Here is a 15,333-nt window from a genome sequence, read left to right as displayed (position 1 = left end):
ATATTTTAAATATCTAACTCTTCAAATAATTCGATAATACTTGTGCTTGAAGGTCTTGGTGCATCAGGAGTTACAATATTTCCATTAGGATCAATTAATATAAATCTAGGAATCCCATTTATTTTATAATCTCTTATAAATTTAGATTGCCATCCATCTGGTGCAAGTATTTGAATCCCGCCAAGTTTTTCTTCTGTTATCATTTTTTTCCATCCTTCTTTTGCTAAAACTCTAGCTTCCTCTTTTGAAGCTGCTCTGTATCCTCTACCGTCATCAACAGAAAGACTTACAAATTGAATATTTTTTCCATGAAAATCTTTTTCTAATTTCTTTAATGATGGAATTTCAGCAATACAGGGTCCACACCAAGTAGCCCAAACATCAACGTATACATATGTTCCTTTTAAATCACTCAGTGATGTAGTTCCACCTTTAAAATTCTCATAATTGTCAAAAATTGGTGATATTGACCCTTTTGGAAGTTCGGTTTTAAGAATAATACCTTCAGCTAAATAATTTTTATAAGCTGATAACATGGGCTTAATGCTGTTTTTTAAGCTATTGGTTATAGAGGTGTCAACTTGTGTGTTAGTATTATAAAATTGAGTTAATTTGACATCAATACTATTTAATTCATTCTCCAATCCAGTCATATCAAGGTTACTTAATACATCTAAATCTAGAAGTTCTTCTTGAAGTAATGAATTTTCAGCTAAAAACTTACTGTGTTCTGCTCCAAAACCTTCAAAAATAATGGATTCATCAAACTCTTTTGCGTTAAGAGAAATATTTAAATCAAACCCATTTTTAAGAAATACAGAAGTGGCTTCAACACCATCATAAAGGGTATGAATACCAGTTTCTACCTTTAAAGTATCTTTAAAGGTCCCATCTTCATTTACTTTAATAGTTTTAGAAAATGTTTGGGTTCTAACGACTATAGAATCACTGTTTTTATTTGTTATTTTTCCCGATAGCGTAGCGTAATCTTTTGGCTCTTGTTTGCAAGCTATTAAAGCAATTGCTAATATTGGAAGTAGTATTTTTTTCATTTTGTCTTAAAATTTTTTAAAAATATGAATATAGAATTATACAAATTGATTTTTTTAAAAGTTTAACATTTATAGTTTATGAGTTAGCTTTTCATAAGAAACTATTTCTGGAATAATTTCTAAAGCGAACAATTCTTTTTGGGTTTTCATTACTGTTGTTTTATCAATTAGAGATTGAGACCATTCTGTTATGCTTAACCATTGCTGAACATCATCAAGCTTTTGTTTATAACGGTTTGCAATTGTTTTATCTATACTTGGAATATCTTTAAATTCAACAGTTGTATTATTAATAATATTTAAAATAGTTTCCAATTCTTCTTTATTAGAATCAATAAAATCTTCTCTAACAGCGATTACAAAACAAGGCCATGGAGAAGGGCAGTTGCCAATGCGTCTAAAAACACCATCATCAACCAGGGGTTTTGTTGTGAATTTTTCCCATAAAAAATAATCTGCAGCACCTTCTGTTAAACCTTTAACAGCGCCATCTAAATCTTTAATTACTTCAAAATCTAAATCATTTTTTAAGTCCCAATTATTATTCTCTGCATTAATGAAAGCCATTAAATGAGATCCTGAGCCATATCTGCTAATTGCAGCTTTTCTTCCCTTTAAGTCTTTTACAGTTTTATATGGCGAATCTTTTGCAACATGTATACCCCATACTAATGGTGTTTCTACAAATGTTTGTACAATTTTACTAGGGTTACCATCAATAATATCCTTAATAATCCCTTCCGTTAAAATAACAGCTAGATCGATATCTTTATTCCTTAATGCTTTACACATAGCACCAGTACCATCTGGATAATCAATCCAGCGTAAATTAATCCCATTTTCTTTATATTCTCCATCTTTTAGTGTTAAGTACCATGCTAAGTTAAAGTGTTCTGGTACACCGCCAATATTAATTTTAATCATTAAATCAATCGGTTTGTTCTACAATTTTATTTAAGGTATAAATTATTAAATCTCTAACAACTTGAGAAGGTTTTTTACTAAAAGTTCCATCTGCTCTATTGGCAATAATTGCATTTAATGAAAGTGCATGATGACCTAATAATTTGTAAAGTCCATATATAGCAGATGTTTCCATCTCTAAATTAGTAATTTTTATCCCTTTAAAATTAAAACTATCCATTTTCTGGTTTAATTCTGGATCTTGAATCTCTAATCTTAAAACACGACCTTGTGGGCCATAAAAACCTCCTGCGGTAGCAGTTAAACCTAAATGTGTTTTATCGCTTTTAAAAGATTTTTTTAATTTATTGCTGGCTTTTATAATTAATGGTTTTGATTTGTTTTGAGACCAATTAGTTTGAAGAATAAAAGCGTTTTCTATTTCAGGATTACTAATATGTTCATTTTTATATGAATGAAGTAAACCATTTAAGTCTAAACTATATTCACTTAATACAAATGAGTCTACAGGAATATCTTTTTGCAAGGATCCTGAGGTGCCAATTCTAATAATATCGATACTTCTGAGTGTTTCTTTAACTTGTCTTGTTTTTAAATCGATATTAAAAAGCGCATCTAATTCATTTAAAACAATATCGATATTATCTGGACCAATTCCAGTTGAAATAACACTTATTCGTTTTCCTTTATACCTGCCTGTTTGAGTTTTAAATTCTCTTTTTTGAATAGTACATTCAATCGAATCAAAATATTTGGTAATTTTTTCTACCCGATCTTGGTCTCCAACAAAAATAATAGTAGCAGCAACATTTTCAGGCTTTAAGTTTAAGTGATAAACACTGCCATCAGGATTTAAAATAAGTTCCGATTGTTTAATTAGCATTTAAAATAGACTTTATTAATTGGTTTTTTGATTTGCTAAATTGAAAATCATACTTATTAACACCTCCAAAAGCCATATTATTATTAATTTCAATTGAAAAATTATGATGCCCAATCAAAGCTTCGTGGCCTTTTCTATTAAGGAGTATTCTATTTTTATCAACGGTATAAAAAATACTTAAATCGTCTATTATTCTTGATAATTGCATATCACCAAAACCATAAAATCCTTGGTAATTGAGTGCATAACCTAATAAATGGTGTTTAGTTGAAATAGTTTCTTTGTTAATTATCTCCAATATATTTTTTTCTAGAATATTTAATCCATCTGTTGAATCTGGGAATCTTTCTAGATGCGCTTTTAAGCAATTACTTAAGTATTTATAGGATGAAGGTTTTACTATAAATGGTTTTAATAAATTATGATCAATACCACAATAAATGCCCCAAACAGAAGATGCTATATTTATATCTTCTTCATTAAGTAGTACTTTTTTCTTGTAATGTTTTAATAATTCTCCTGTTGATAATTCTGATAAACTTTTTAAGCTTTTACTTCCTTCAACTCTACCACTACAGACTAAGTATATCGGTAAATCTATTTTTTTTTGTTGAATTAAGCTAATAACTGCAACCATGTTGATATGACAGAATAAATCGTATTCAAACCACAAAACTATCTCAGAATAATCATCAGTACTATCTAATTTTTTTAACTCTTTTTTGATTTTTTTTCCATCTAAATCAATATCATAAAATGTATCAAAAAAAGATTGTCTTAAATTTAAAAAATCGTTTGAGTAAACAGCCTCAATAGTTGGACCTTCACAAAGCATTTCTTGCCATGTGAGTTTATAGCCTTCAACGTTTAAGTCATTTAAAATATTAGTTAAAACAGATCCGTTTGTAATATGAAGTGGTTGTTTACTCATAAAATTATCCCCCAACACGCTTAACATTAAAGCCTTTTTCTTTTAAAATATGCATTATTTTATCTCGGTAATCACCTTGAATAATTATTTTATCATCTTTAAAACTACCGCCAACACTAAGTTTGGTTTTAATTTCTTTTGATAAAATTTTAAAATCTTCTGGAGCCCCATTATAACCCTCAAGAATGGTTATGGGTTTCCCTTTTCGTTTTTCGTATTTGCAGATAATAGGATCATCTTGCAACCAAATATCTGTTGTTTCTTTATCGTTTGAAGGGTGTTCTAAAGAAATATGATTAGGAAATAAATTCTTTAATTGGTCTTGTAAATCCATCAAATTACTTTTTAATAAGACCTAATTCTATTAAGCGTTCTGTTAAAAATTCACCAGCAGTAATATCATCAAAAGCTTTGGGATTATTTTCATCAATACATTCCTCTAAAACATTTAAATCCATACTACTTACAGGATGCATGAAAAAAGGAATAGAATATCTTGAAGTTTCCCAAAGCTCTTTAGGAGGATTTGTAACCCTGTGAATAGTAGATTTTAGTTTGTTGTTGGTATGTCTTGATAACATATCACCAACATTAATCATTAATTCATCTGACTCAGCAATGGCATCAATCCATTCCCCATGATGGTTTTGAACTTGTAAACCTTTACCTTGAGCGCCCATTAGCAAAGTGATTAAATTAATATCACCATGTGCAGCAGCTCTAACGGCTTCTTTTGGCTCTTCTGTAATAGGAGGATAGTGTATCGGTCTTAAAATAGAATTTCCATTATGTATGTAATTATCAAAATATGTTTCTTCTAAACCTAGATACAAAGCTAAAGCTCTTAAAACATATTTAGCAGTTTTTTCAAGCATTTGGTATGCTTCTTTACCAATTTTATTAAATTCAGAAAGCTCTTCAACTATAACATTGTCAGGATATTCAACTTTTAGTTCATTATCATTTTCAACATATTGACCAAAATGCCAAAACTCTTTTAAATCCCCTTCCTTTTTACCTTTAGCACTTTCTTTACCAAAGGATACATAACCGCGTTGACCGCCAATTCCTGGTATTTCGTATTTCTGCTTAGTTTCAGTTGGTAAATCAAAAAAATTTTTGACTTCTTTGTATAAATTATCAACTAAAGTATCATCTAAAAAATGCCCTTTTAAAGCTACAAAACCAATTTCTTCATAAGCTTTACCAATAGCATCAACAAATTTTTGCTTTATTTCTGGGTTATGGGAAGTAAAGTCTTTTAAATTAACACTCGGAATACTGTTCATAAGAAGATATTTAAAAATATAAACTAACCACAAATGTACAAAAACATTGTAAAGTTTAATGTATTACTTTTTTATAGATATTTCCATTTATGGTATATTTGAAATTACCAAAACTATATTATTCTAAATAAAGATAATAACTTCTATTAATATGAAATATAATACTGAAAAGCTTGAAAAAAATGTTTTGATACAGTTGTATATAAACATGCTTAAACCAAGATTAATAGAAGAAAAAATGCTCGTGCTTTTAAGACAAGGAAAGATTAGTAAATGGTTTTCCGGTATTGGACAAGAAGCTATTTCTGTTGGAGTTACCATGGCATTAAACGATGAAGAATATGTTTTACCAATGCATAGAAATTTAGGCGTTTTTACAACCAGAAAAATTCCGTTTTACAGATTATTTGGACAGTGGCAGGGCAAAGCATCGGGTTTTACAAAAGGCAGAGATAGATCGTTTCATTTTGGTACACAACAATATAAAATTGTTGGTATGATTTCTCATTTAGGTCCGCAACTAGGTGTAGCAGATGGTATAGCTCTAGCTTCTAAATTAAAAAGTAAAAATCAAGTTACAGCTGTTTTTACTGGTGAAGGTGGAACTAGTGAAGGCGATTTTCATGAAGCTTTAAATATAGCGTCCGTTTGGGATTTACCTGTTCTATTTTGCGTTGAAAATAATGGATATGGTTTATCAACACCTACAAATGAGCAATACAATTGTAAAAATATTGCTGATAAAGGATTGGGATATGGTATGGAATCTCATATCATTGACGGTAATAATATTTTAGATGTTTATAATAAAGTTAAACATTTCGCTGAAAGTTTAAGAACAAATCCTAGACCAGTTTTATTAGAATTTATAACCTTTAGAATGCGAGGTCATGAAGAGGCTAGTGGCACTAAATATGTTCCAAAAGAATTAATGGAAACTTGGGCAGAAAAAGATCCTATTGAAAATTATCAAAGGTTTTTAAAAAGCGAATCATTCTTAACTGAAGACGACGATATAAAAATAAAAGAACAAATTGTTAACGAAATAAACGAACATTTAGATGTTGCTTTTAATGAAGACGCTATTGTTTCAAATGAAAGTTTAGAGTTAAATGATGTTTACCAAAAATTTGAATATCAAGAAGTTATTTCAAAATCAAACTCTAAAGAAATCCGTTTTATTGATGCTATTTCTGAAAGTTTAAAACAAAATATGGAACGCCATAAAGATTTAGTTATTATGGGACAAGATATAGCGGAATATGGAGGTGCTTTTAAAATAACAGAAGGTTTTATAGAATTATTTGGTAAAGAACGCATTAGAAATACTCCTATTTGCGAATCTGCTATTATTGAAGCAGCTATGGGATTATCAATATCTGGTATTAAAAGCATTGTAGAAATGCAGTTTGCTGATTTTGTTACTTCTGGATTTAATCCAGTAGTTAATTATTTAGCAAAATCTCATTACAGATGGAATCAAAATGCCGATGTTGTAATTCGAATGCCTTGTGGTGGTGGTGTGTCTGCAGGACCATTTCATTCACAAACTAACGAAGCATGGTTTACTAAAACACCAGGATTAAAAGTAGTTTATCCAGCATTTCCGTATGATGCAAAAGGATTACTAGCTACTTCAATTAATGATCCCAACCCTGTGTTGTTTTTTGAGCATAAAGGTTTATATCGAAGTATCCGACAGGAAGTTCCAATTGATTACTATACTTTACCTTTTGGTAAGGCTTCTGTTATAAAAAAGGGTAGTCAAGTTACAATCATCAGTTATGGTGCCGCAGTCCATTGGGCACTGGAAACTTTAGATAGAAATTCTGATATTTTAGCTGATTTAATAGATTTAAGAACCCTTCAACCATTGGATACAGAAACTATATTTAATTCTGTTAAAAAAACTGGACGCGCCATTATTTTACATGAAGATTCCTTATTTGGTGGTATTGCAAGTGATATTTCTGCACTTATTATGGAGCATTGTTTTGAATATCTAGACGCTCCTGTAAAACGAGTTGCTAGTTTAGAAACACCAATTCCCTTTTCAAACCAATTAGAAACTCAATATTTACCCAAAAACAGATTTGAAAGAGTTTTAAACGAATTATTATCTTATTGATTTTAAAAATGCTTTTATTCAATAAAATATTAAAATTAGTTGTTTTGAGGATTCTTATGTGTCTTGTTTTATTATTTTCTTTTAATTGTAAAAATCATAATGAATTGTTTGAGGAAACCTATTTATGGAATTCTATGACTGTTACTGCCACAGCCTATAATTCACTTGCCTATCAAACAGATTCTAATCCACATATAACTGCTTTTGGAGATAGTTTAAAACCTGGTTTAAAATATATAGCAGTTTCAAGAGATTTATTAAGAAAAGGACTAAAGCATAATATCCCTGTAAAGATTGAAGGTCTTGAAGGGATATATTTTATAAAAGATAAAATGCATGCTCGTTGGAAAAACAGAATCGATATTTACATGGGTATAGATGTAAAAGCTGCAAAAAATTGGGGTAGAAGGAGGGTTTGCATCGATTATGGTATTCTTAAAAATGATTAATATTTTTTAGTTTCTGCTTCTGAAAGCTTGATTGGATAAGCCTCTCTCTTACTAGTTTCAACTCTGAAGTAGATAATTTGTCTGATGGTTTCTTAATAAAATTTAAACTATACGTATTTCGTAATTCGTAATAAGCTTTTGTCAATTCATTTTGAAGAGCAATATAGGTTTTGTAATTTGTTTTTTTGTCATTTTGTAATGAAACAACCGCTTCTTTTGGATTATCAGATGCATTTGAAAGTTTGTATCCGTTGCAATAACTGCAACTACCATCACCATTATTATCTAAGAAATTTTTTAGTAATTTCTTTTAAATTTTCAATAGCAACCATATTATTATCAATCATAACTTCATTGTTTCCATTAATAATAATTCTTAAAATATTACGTTCTGAAATTTTAGCATCACATTCCCCAGTTGAGCAATCTTTTGGAAGCACTCTATTGATGCCTTCATCTGAAGAAATGGTTGCTGTTACAAGAAAAAAGATGAGTAATAAAAACGCAATGTCTGCCATAGAACCTGCGTTTACATCTGGTACTAATTTTGAATGTCTCATGATTATAGTTTAAATGTTTAACAGAAACTACAATCACAAAAACAATACCATACGATATTAAAAATTAGTGAGCATAACGCTTGGAGCCTTTCCAAATAACATTATTTGAATTATTAAAATTGATAACACGATTATTATTAAATAAATTTTCTTGTGTTAGGTTATTAAAATGTCTTGATATTTTATTTATTGTGTTCATTTTTGATTGATGAAAGTTAAAGTTTAAAAAGACGCTATTATCTATAACGTCTTTTGCTATTCCACTTGCTACTTTTTGTACCGCTTAAAGTTCCTGATAAATGATTGTTGTTTAAAGTTCTCATGATTGTTTGTTTTTTGATTAATAATATATTTATACTATATAGACGATCAAAAATATTATTTGTTACAGTACTATGCATAACAAAGTAATAAATTAACAATATTTAACATTTAAACAACAAATAAATAGATAAAACAGTATTATAAATTTGTAACTATTATTTTAGGAATGATTATTGTTAAACCAATATTAAATATTAATAATGGTTTGTTTGGTTTTAGATAAAAAAATATCTTTGAAATATCTAAGCTTAAATAATTTAGGTAAAATATAATTTTGATGAAAACATTTATTGTTAGTTTTTTTTTAATTATTATATCACTGTCTATGAATGCACAAATAGATAGTAAAAAGAAATCTGTTGCTATACCAGTCGTTGAGAGTAAAAAAGATTCGTCTGAAACTATAATTTTAAAACCATCAAAACCAATTGAAAATAAAGCTTTTGGTTTTAATAGACCAAATGTTTCACCTAATTTGGAATTACCCAAAAAAGAGTTTTCAATGTTTCCTGAAGAGCGATTTGGAAACCCTGGAGAACTTTACGAAAAAAAAATAAATAGAAACATAGAAAATTTAAAGTTATCTCCTGAAGAAATCGAGCAGAGAAACGGCAGTAAAACCGATCAGTTTTTAGGTGATTTTAAAAGCAATGCTAAATTTGTAAATATAGTATACCGAGATCATGGTTATGTTGATGGAGATTATATTCAAGTGAGAGTTAATGATGATATCATTCATGCTAGAGTTTTTTTAACCGGTGGTTATAGTGGATTTAAATTAGATTTAAAACCAGGTTTTAATAAAATAGATTTTGTAGCGCTTAACCAAGGTGAATCAGGACCCAATACCGCAGAATTTCAGGTGATTGATGATAATGGTTTTATTGTATCACACAATCAATGGAATTTAGCCACTGGTGTTAAAGCAACCATTATTGTGGTTAAGGAATAACTTTGTAATGTTATTTTTATATCTTTTTTTCTTCATTTCATGAAGTTCACGTTAAATTTATTTTTACTTGTAGCATTTAGTTTTAGTGTTTTTTCCTAAACTTTAGATTTAGATTATGGTGATTGGAGTTTAATTGATTTAAACATTGGTTCTGAAAACCATCTGCAACTTATTTCAGGTTTTGGACGAACAATCATAGCATCTTTTTCCTATCAAAGTCAAAATATAAAAAGTTTTAGTACTGCCGTCTGTGATACTGCTTCAGGTGAAATTATCATAGATTCTGACAGTTCAACAATTACTTTTTCCACTATTAATGTAACATTGGGTGGTTGTAAAGAAGAAATGGAACCATACTTTTCATTAATTCCAAAATATAATAATTTTTATAATTATTATTCGTTTGGTAGAACCTTCACTTATCAAGTATTAGATGAAACATCAAGTCAGCCAAAAACGTTAATTATTATTAATAATTTTGGAGATTATGCTACATATTTTTTAAATTCTTTATCAGCGAAAAATCCAAATAATAAGTTAGAATTAATTATTTATCCTAACCCTGTAAAAAATGAAATACTTATATCATCATTTTTCAATTTAGCTAAGTCTAAAATTAAAATTTTTGATATTAATGGCAAGTTGTATAGTTCTAATTATGAATTATAAAATAACAATTCAATAGACGTTGAAAAACTCTCTCAGGGAATTTATTTTATTTCAATTGAAAATGAATTTGGTATTAAAATCATAAAAAAGTTTATAAAAATTTAAGCAATAATATTTTCTATTTCAATTAATTCCTCTTTAGAAAAACTCAAATTATCTAACGCCTTTACATTGTCTTTTAATTGTTCTGATGAGCTAGCACCAACTAAAACGGAAGCTACTTGTTTTTGTCTTAAAATCCAAGAAATAGCCATTTGAGATAATTTTTGACTACGATTTTTCGCAATCTCATTCAATTTTTGAATTTTCTCAATATTAGAATCCACTGAATTTTTATTTAAAAAAACAGACTCTCCACCTGCACGAGAATTTTGAGGAATACCATTTAAATATCTGTCTGTTAATAAACCTTGTGCTAGAGGAGAAAAAGCAATACAGCTTAAACCATTTTCATCTAAAGTATCTAATAAGCCATCTTCAACCCATCTATCAAACATGGAGTATCTGGCTTGGTGTAAAATAAAAGGTACATTCAGCTGTCTCAATATCTCTGCTGCTTTTTTAGTTTCTTTTGGTTGATAATTAGAAATACCAACATATAAAGCCTTTCCTTGTCTAACTATATCGGCCAATGCGCCCATAGTTTCCTCTAAAGGTGTATTTGGATCTGGCCTATGATGATAAAAAATATCAACATATTCAAGCCCCATTCGTTTTAAACTTTGGTCTAAACTAGAAATTAAATATTTTCTAGAGCCCCACTCACCGTATGGTCCGTCCCACATTCCATAACCCGCTTTAGATGCTATAAACAGCTCATCTCTATGTGATTTAAAATCTGATTTCAGAATCGTTCCAAAATTTTCCTCAGCCGATCCAGGTGGTGGTCCATAATTATTAGCTAAATCTATATGCACAATACCTAGATCAAAAGCTGTTCTTAAAATATCTCTACCATTATTAATGTCATCTACAAAACCAAAGTTATGCCACAATCCCAATGAGATAGCTGGAAGTAAAACACCACTTTTACCAGTTCTTTTGTAGGTCATAGATTTATATCTTTCTGGATTTGCGGTGTAGTTTAAATTTTCTGAATTCTCATTAATTTGCATGGATATAGATGTTTATTTTATGTAAAAATATGAATAATTTGTAAAGCTATAATCAAAAAATACAAGCATCAATTCCCTTTGTTAATATCACCTAATAATTTTTGTATCAATTATGCTAGTTAAACCCTTTAAAGATGTTATTTTTGCACGTCACAAAATTGAAAGTATGTCCAAAGCATCTGCTGTTGAATTAGAAGAAAGAAACGAAGGGAAAAATTTATATAGTTACCAAAAAGGGGCTATTGATAAAATTTTTAAGGCATTTGAAGAATCTCCAGACGATTATCATTTACTTTACCAATTGCCAACAGGTGGAGGAAAAACAGTTATTTTTTCTGAAATAGTAAGGCAATACTTAAAACATCATAAAAAGAAAGTTTTGGTTATGACGCATCGTATTGAGTTGTGTAAACAAACCTCAAACATGCTTACAGAATTTGGTGTTGTAAATAAAGTAATTGATAGTAAAGCAGATTTAAGTGATCAATCTAACTATAGCTGTTTTGTGGCAATGGTTGAAACTTTAAATAATAGATTAAATGATGACAAACTAGATATTTCTGATATTGGTTTGGTAATTATTGATGAAGCGCATTATAATTCCTTTACAAAATTATTTAAATTTTTTAGTCAATCATTTATTTTGGGCGTTACTGCAACACCATTAAGCTCTAGTATTGAGTTGCCAATGACTGATAATTATGATGAATTAATTGTAGGTGAAAGCATAGAATCTCTTATTGAAAATGGTTTTTTAGCACGTGCAGAAATGTATACTTATAATGTGGGTTTAACATCATTAGTAGTGGGTGCCAATGGTGATTACACTGTTAAATCATCAGAAGACTTATATACAGATAACGATATGCTAACTAAGCTTTTACAAGCTTATGAAGAACGTTGTAAAAATAAAAAAACCCTTATTTTTAATAATGGTATAAATACGTCTTTACATGTTTATGACACGTTTAGACGAGCAGGTTATCCAGTAGCACATTTAGATAATACTAACACAAAAAAAGAGCGTGCTTTAATTTTAAAATGGTTTAAAAAAACACCAGATGCCATATTAACATCAGTGAGTATTTTAACTACTGGTTTTGATGAACCTACTGTAGATAGCATTATATTAAATAGAGCTACAAAATCATTAACCCTATATTACCAAATGATTGGACGTGGCTCACGAATTTTAAAGGATAAAAAAACATTTACAGTTGTTGATTTGGGTAATAATTTTCACAGATTTGGACCATGGGGAGATGATTTAGATTGGCAACGTATATTTAAATCTCCTAATTATTATTTAGATTCTATTTTAAGCGATGAAGATTTAGAAAGTAATTTTAGATATGAAATGCCTGATGAGCTTCGTGCTGAATTTTCTAAGTCTAAAAACGTTCATTTCGACATACAAAAAACTTATGTAGATTCTATTAGAAATGGGGAGTCTTCAAAAGTAGTTTTAGAACGATCTATCGAGCAGCATGCTAAAATTTGCACTGAAAACAGTGAGGATGTTTATGATGCTTTAGCTTTGGCTAAAATGCTAGGAGACGACATTGATTTCAGAATAGCAAGATATACAAAATGTATTAGTAAAAGTACTTTCAATTTTGTAGAATGGTTAAAAGGGGAATACAGAAAAAAATTGAATGCGTATTTAAGAGCAAATTTTGACACCCTTTTTGAGGAAATTCACGGATATCCACCAGAAGATTAATACAACTTAGTATTTTACTGCTATAATATTACTCCATCCTTAAAATAAGGCGTATCTTTACATCTGAAAATTCAAAAAATAAATCTGCAGTGTACATCAAGTATACGTTATAAACTATGGCAAAATCACAAGTTACCTTTAACAAAATCGAAAAAGAAAAGAAACGTTTAAAAAAGAGAGAAGATAAGCAAAAAAAGAAAGAAGCTAGAAAAGCTGAAGCTAAAGATAACCCTCAAGGTATTCAATTTGCATATGTAGATTTCAATGGAAATTTAACCGATACTCCACCAGATCCTTCATTACGCGAAAAAATAGAAGCAGATAGCATCGAATTAGGGATTCCCAAAAAAGAAGATAGAGAAGAAGAGGAGCCAACTGCTAAAGAAGGAAAAGTATCCTTCTTTGATCACTCTAAAGGTTTTGGCTTTATATTAGATAGCATCAACCAAGAAAAATATTTTGTTCATGTTAGCGGTATTCTAGAAACTATTGAAGAAAACGATAAAGTTACTTACGAATTAGAACGTGGCGCTAAAGGCATGAATGCTGTTAGAGTTAAAAAAATCTAATACGATTTTTTATTTCAAATCATCTTAGTTATGAGTTTACATAGTTTAGAAGAGGATGAAGAATATATAAATCTACAAACTGAATTAGTAAGATTACAACAGCATATAAAAGAAACAAACCAACGCGTACTTATTTTATTTGAGGGTAGAGATACTGCTGGAAAAGGAGGAGCTATTATGCGTTTCATCCGTTTTTTAAACCCACGCCTCTTTAAAGTTGTAGCCCTTTCTAAGCCTACAGAGAAAGAATCTGGACAATGGTATTTTCAAAGGTATATTGAACATTTTCCTGGTCCTGGAGAAATAGTTCTTTTTGATAGAAGTTGGTATAACAGGTCTGTTGTTGAACCTGTCATGGGTTTTTGCACAAAAAAACAATATAATTTATTCAATAAGCAAGTTGTACAATTGGAAAAACTCTTGGTTGAGGATGGAATTCATTTATTTAAATTTTGGTTTTCAATAAATTCTGAAGAACAAAAAAGGCGTTTAGAAGACCGTGTTCACAATCCATTAAAACAATGGAAATTAAGTAGTGTAGATGTAGAGGCTCAATCTAAATGGGAAGATTTCACTAAGTATAAAGAGGCTATGTTTAAAAAAACAGGAAAACCACTAGCTCCTTGGATAGTTATTAACGGGAATGAGCGCGATATAGCTAGAAAAGAAGTTATAAGATACGTGGTTAATAGATTTGAATACGACAAAAAAGGCGCTACTGGAGAAAGATTACAACTAGATAATTCGATTGTTTCTGAGGTATATGATTCAGAAACTTTGAAAGATTGTTTAAATAAATATAAGGTTATACATTAAACAAAACCTGTTTTACTATGTCTCTAATTATGGCAATTTCTAAGAAGACTGTATTTATCATTATCGCTTTTTTTGCCATTTATGTTATTTGGGGCTCTACATACCTACTTAATAAAGTTGCAGTAACTGAATTACCACCTTTTTTTTTAGCCTCCTTACGATTTTTAACAGCTGGTATTATTATTTTTATAATTGCTAAATTTTTAAAACTAAACCTAGCTATTACTAGGAAACAATTTTTAAACTGTACAATTGCTGGTGTATTATTTTTAGTTTATGGGAATGGCGTTTTTGTTTGGGCACTAAAATATGTTGATAGTGGTTTTGGTGCTTTAGAGGCGTCAACACAGCCTCTTTTTGTTTTATTATTAATGAAACTTATTGATGGAAAAAAAATGCAAACAAGCTCTATAATTGGAGTTATTTTTGGCGTCATTGGTATGTATATCTTAGTAAGTCAGCGAGAATTAGTAACACAAGAAGGCACATTACTAGGTATGTTTATGATTTTGACATGTGTTTTAAGTTGGAGCTATGGTAGTGTTTTTGTATCTAAAGCAGATTTACCTAAAAATTATTTTGTTAGCGCTGCTTATCAAATGATAACATCTGGGATACTTTTAATAATAACAAGTATGGTTTTGGGTGAAAGTTGGATTTCACCATCAGAATGGAGTGAGCCTGTTGCTTGGTCTATGATTCTTTTGGCTCTTTTCGGAAGTGTTGTAGCGTTTACTTCGTTTAATTATTTACTAAAAATGGTTTCACCTGAAAAAGTATCTACTTCTGCATATGTAAACCCAGTAATCGCAATCGTACTAGGTTGGTATGTTTTAGATGAAGTAATTAGTTTGCAAACCATAATAGCTGCTACTATTTTATTAACTGGTGTTTATTTTATTACTACAAAACGTAAAATTAAAATCAGACCTTTTGGACGTTAAAGCAC

At 29.6% G+C, this 15,333-nt stretch carries 17 protein-coding genes; 9 read left to right on the top strand and 8 right to left on the bottom strand.

From position 1 onward, the window contains the following. Positions 1-5: 5 nt before the first annotated feature. The 6 genes from AC1XJX_RS09785 to AC1XJX_RS09760 all read right to left on the bottom strand — a co-directional run bounded on the left by AC1XJX_RS09785 (position 6) and on the right by AC1XJX_RS09760 (position 5,079). A complete protein-coding gene (locus AC1XJX_RS09785) occupies positions 6-1,052 on the bottom strand; it encodes a TlpA family protein disulfide reductase (protein ID WP_482003797.1) in 1,047 nt (348 codons plus the stop codon). A 69-nt stretch (positions 1,053-1,121) separates the two neighbouring features. Beyond that, positions 1,122-1,976, bottom strand: coding sequence for a substrate-binding domain-containing protein (locus AC1XJX_RS09780; protein ID WP_482003796.1), 855 nt, complete (start codon positions 1,974-1,976; stop codon positions 1,122-1,124). 4 nt (positions 1,977-1,980) lie between these two features. After that, on the bottom strand, positions 1,981-2,859 hold the full coding sequence (locus AC1XJX_RS09775; protein WP_482003795.1) for a nucleoside phosphorylase: 879 nt from the start codon (positions 2,857-2,859) through the stop codon (positions 1,981-1,983). Then, complete coding sequence (locus AC1XJX_RS09770) at positions 2,849-3,790, bottom strand: DUF1835 domain-containing protein (protein ID WP_482003794.1); 942 nt, start codon at positions 3,788-3,790, stop codon at positions 2,849-2,851. The genes AC1XJX_RS09775 and AC1XJX_RS09770 overlap by 11 nt, the downstream gene beginning before the upstream one ends. 4 nt (positions 3,791-3,794) lie before the next feature. Beyond that, the gene (locus tag AC1XJX_RS09765) at positions 3,795-4,124 is read right to left on the bottom strand and encodes a translation initiation factor (protein WP_482003793.1); all 330 of its coding nucleotides are present in this window, start codon (positions 4,122-4,124) and stop codon (positions 3,795-3,797) included. A gap of 4 nt (positions 4,125-4,128) precedes the next feature. Then, positions 4,129-5,079: an isopenicillin N synthase family dioxygenase gene (locus AC1XJX_RS09760; RefSeq protein WP_482003792.1), complete on the bottom strand. Its 951-nt coding sequence runs from the start codon at positions 5,077-5,079 to the stop codon at positions 4,129-4,131. Between the two features lie 151 nt (positions 5,080-5,230). On the opposite strand from AC1XJX_RS09760, the gene AC1XJX_RS09755 reads away from it, so the two are divergent. Then, on the top strand, positions 5,231-7,207 hold the full coding sequence (locus AC1XJX_RS09755; protein WP_482003791.1) for an alpha-ketoacid dehydrogenase subunit alpha/beta: 1,977 nt from the start codon (positions 5,231-5,233) through the stop codon (positions 7,205-7,207). A gap of 104 nt (positions 7,208-7,311) precedes the next feature. Next, positions 7,312-7,656, top strand: coding sequence for a 3D domain-containing protein (locus AC1XJX_RS09750; RefSeq protein ID WP_482003790.1), 345 nt, complete (start codon positions 7,312-7,314; stop codon positions 7,654-7,656). A 281-nt stretch (positions 7,657-7,937) separates the two neighbouring features. Here the strand turns inward: AC1XJX_RS09750 and AC1XJX_RS09745 are convergent, their stop codons facing one another. After that, positions 7,938-8,216 (bottom strand): ExbD/TolR family protein, encoded by a 279-nt coding sequence (locus AC1XJX_RS09745; protein WP_482003789.1) that lies wholly within the window; start codon positions 8,214-8,216, stop codon positions 7,938-7,940. Between the two features lie 601 nt (positions 8,217-8,817). Here AC1XJX_RS09745 and AC1XJX_RS09740 point away from each other — a divergent pair. The 3 genes from AC1XJX_RS09740 (at position 8,818) to AC1XJX_RS09730 (ending at position 10,266) form a co-directional block, all read left to right on the top strand. Continuing rightward, complete coding sequence (locus AC1XJX_RS09740) at positions 8,818-9,492, top strand: hypothetical protein (protein WP_482003788.1); 675 nt, start codon at positions 8,818-8,820, stop codon at positions 9,490-9,492. A 345-nt stretch (positions 9,493-9,837) separates the two neighbouring features. Next, positions 9,838-10,161, top strand: coding sequence for a T9SS type A sorting domain-containing protein (locus AC1XJX_RS09735; protein ID WP_482003787.1), 324 nt, complete (start codon positions 9,838-9,840; stop codon positions 10,159-10,161). Between the two features lie 12 nt (positions 10,162-10,173). Beyond that, entirely contained in the window at positions 10,174-10,266 is a 93-nt protein-coding gene (locus tag AC1XJX_RS09730; RefSeq protein ID WP_482003838.1) for a hypothetical protein, read from the top strand. Here the strand turns inward: AC1XJX_RS09730 and mgrA are convergent. Beyond that, entirely contained in the window at positions 10,263-11,276 is a 1,014-nt protein-coding gene (gene mgrA / locus AC1XJX_RS09725) for an L-glyceraldehyde 3-phosphate reductase (protein ID WP_482003786.1), read from the bottom strand. The two genes, AC1XJX_RS09730 and mgrA, sit on opposite strands and share 4 nt — an antisense overlap. Before the next feature lie 166 nt (positions 11,277-11,442). Between mgrA and AC1XJX_RS09720 the strand changes: the two genes are divergently transcribed. The 4 genes from AC1XJX_RS09720 to AC1XJX_RS09705 all read left to right on the top strand — a co-directional run bounded on the left by AC1XJX_RS09720 (position 11,443) and on the right by AC1XJX_RS09705 (position 15,328). Further along, positions 11,443-12,999, top strand: coding sequence for a DEAD/DEAH box helicase (locus AC1XJX_RS09720; protein WP_482003837.1), 1,557 nt, complete (start codon positions 11,443-11,445; stop codon positions 12,997-12,999). Positions 13,000-13,115: 116 nt separating this feature from the next. Continuing rightward, on the top strand, positions 13,116-13,568 hold the full coding sequence (locus tag AC1XJX_RS09715; protein ID WP_482003785.1) for a cold-shock protein: 453 nt from the start codon (positions 13,116-13,118) through the stop codon (positions 13,566-13,568). 30 nt (positions 13,569-13,598) lie between these two features. Next, positions 13,599-14,384 (top strand): polyphosphate kinase 2, encoded by a 786-nt coding sequence (gene ppk2, locus AC1XJX_RS09710; RefSeq protein ID WP_482003784.1) that lies wholly within the window; start codon positions 13,599-13,601, stop codon positions 14,382-14,384. Positions 14,385-14,413: 29 nt separating this feature from the next. Beyond that, a complete protein-coding gene (locus tag AC1XJX_RS09705) occupies positions 14,414-15,328 on the top strand; it encodes an EamA family transporter (protein WP_482003836.1) in 915 nt (304 codons plus the stop codon). The last annotated feature ends 5 nt before the right edge of the window (positions 15,329-15,333 follow it).

Source organism: Flaviramulus sp., assembly GCF_982512915.1.
Note: the sequence above shows the minus strand (reverse complement) of the source record. Positions and strands in the feature narration are given on the sequence as shown.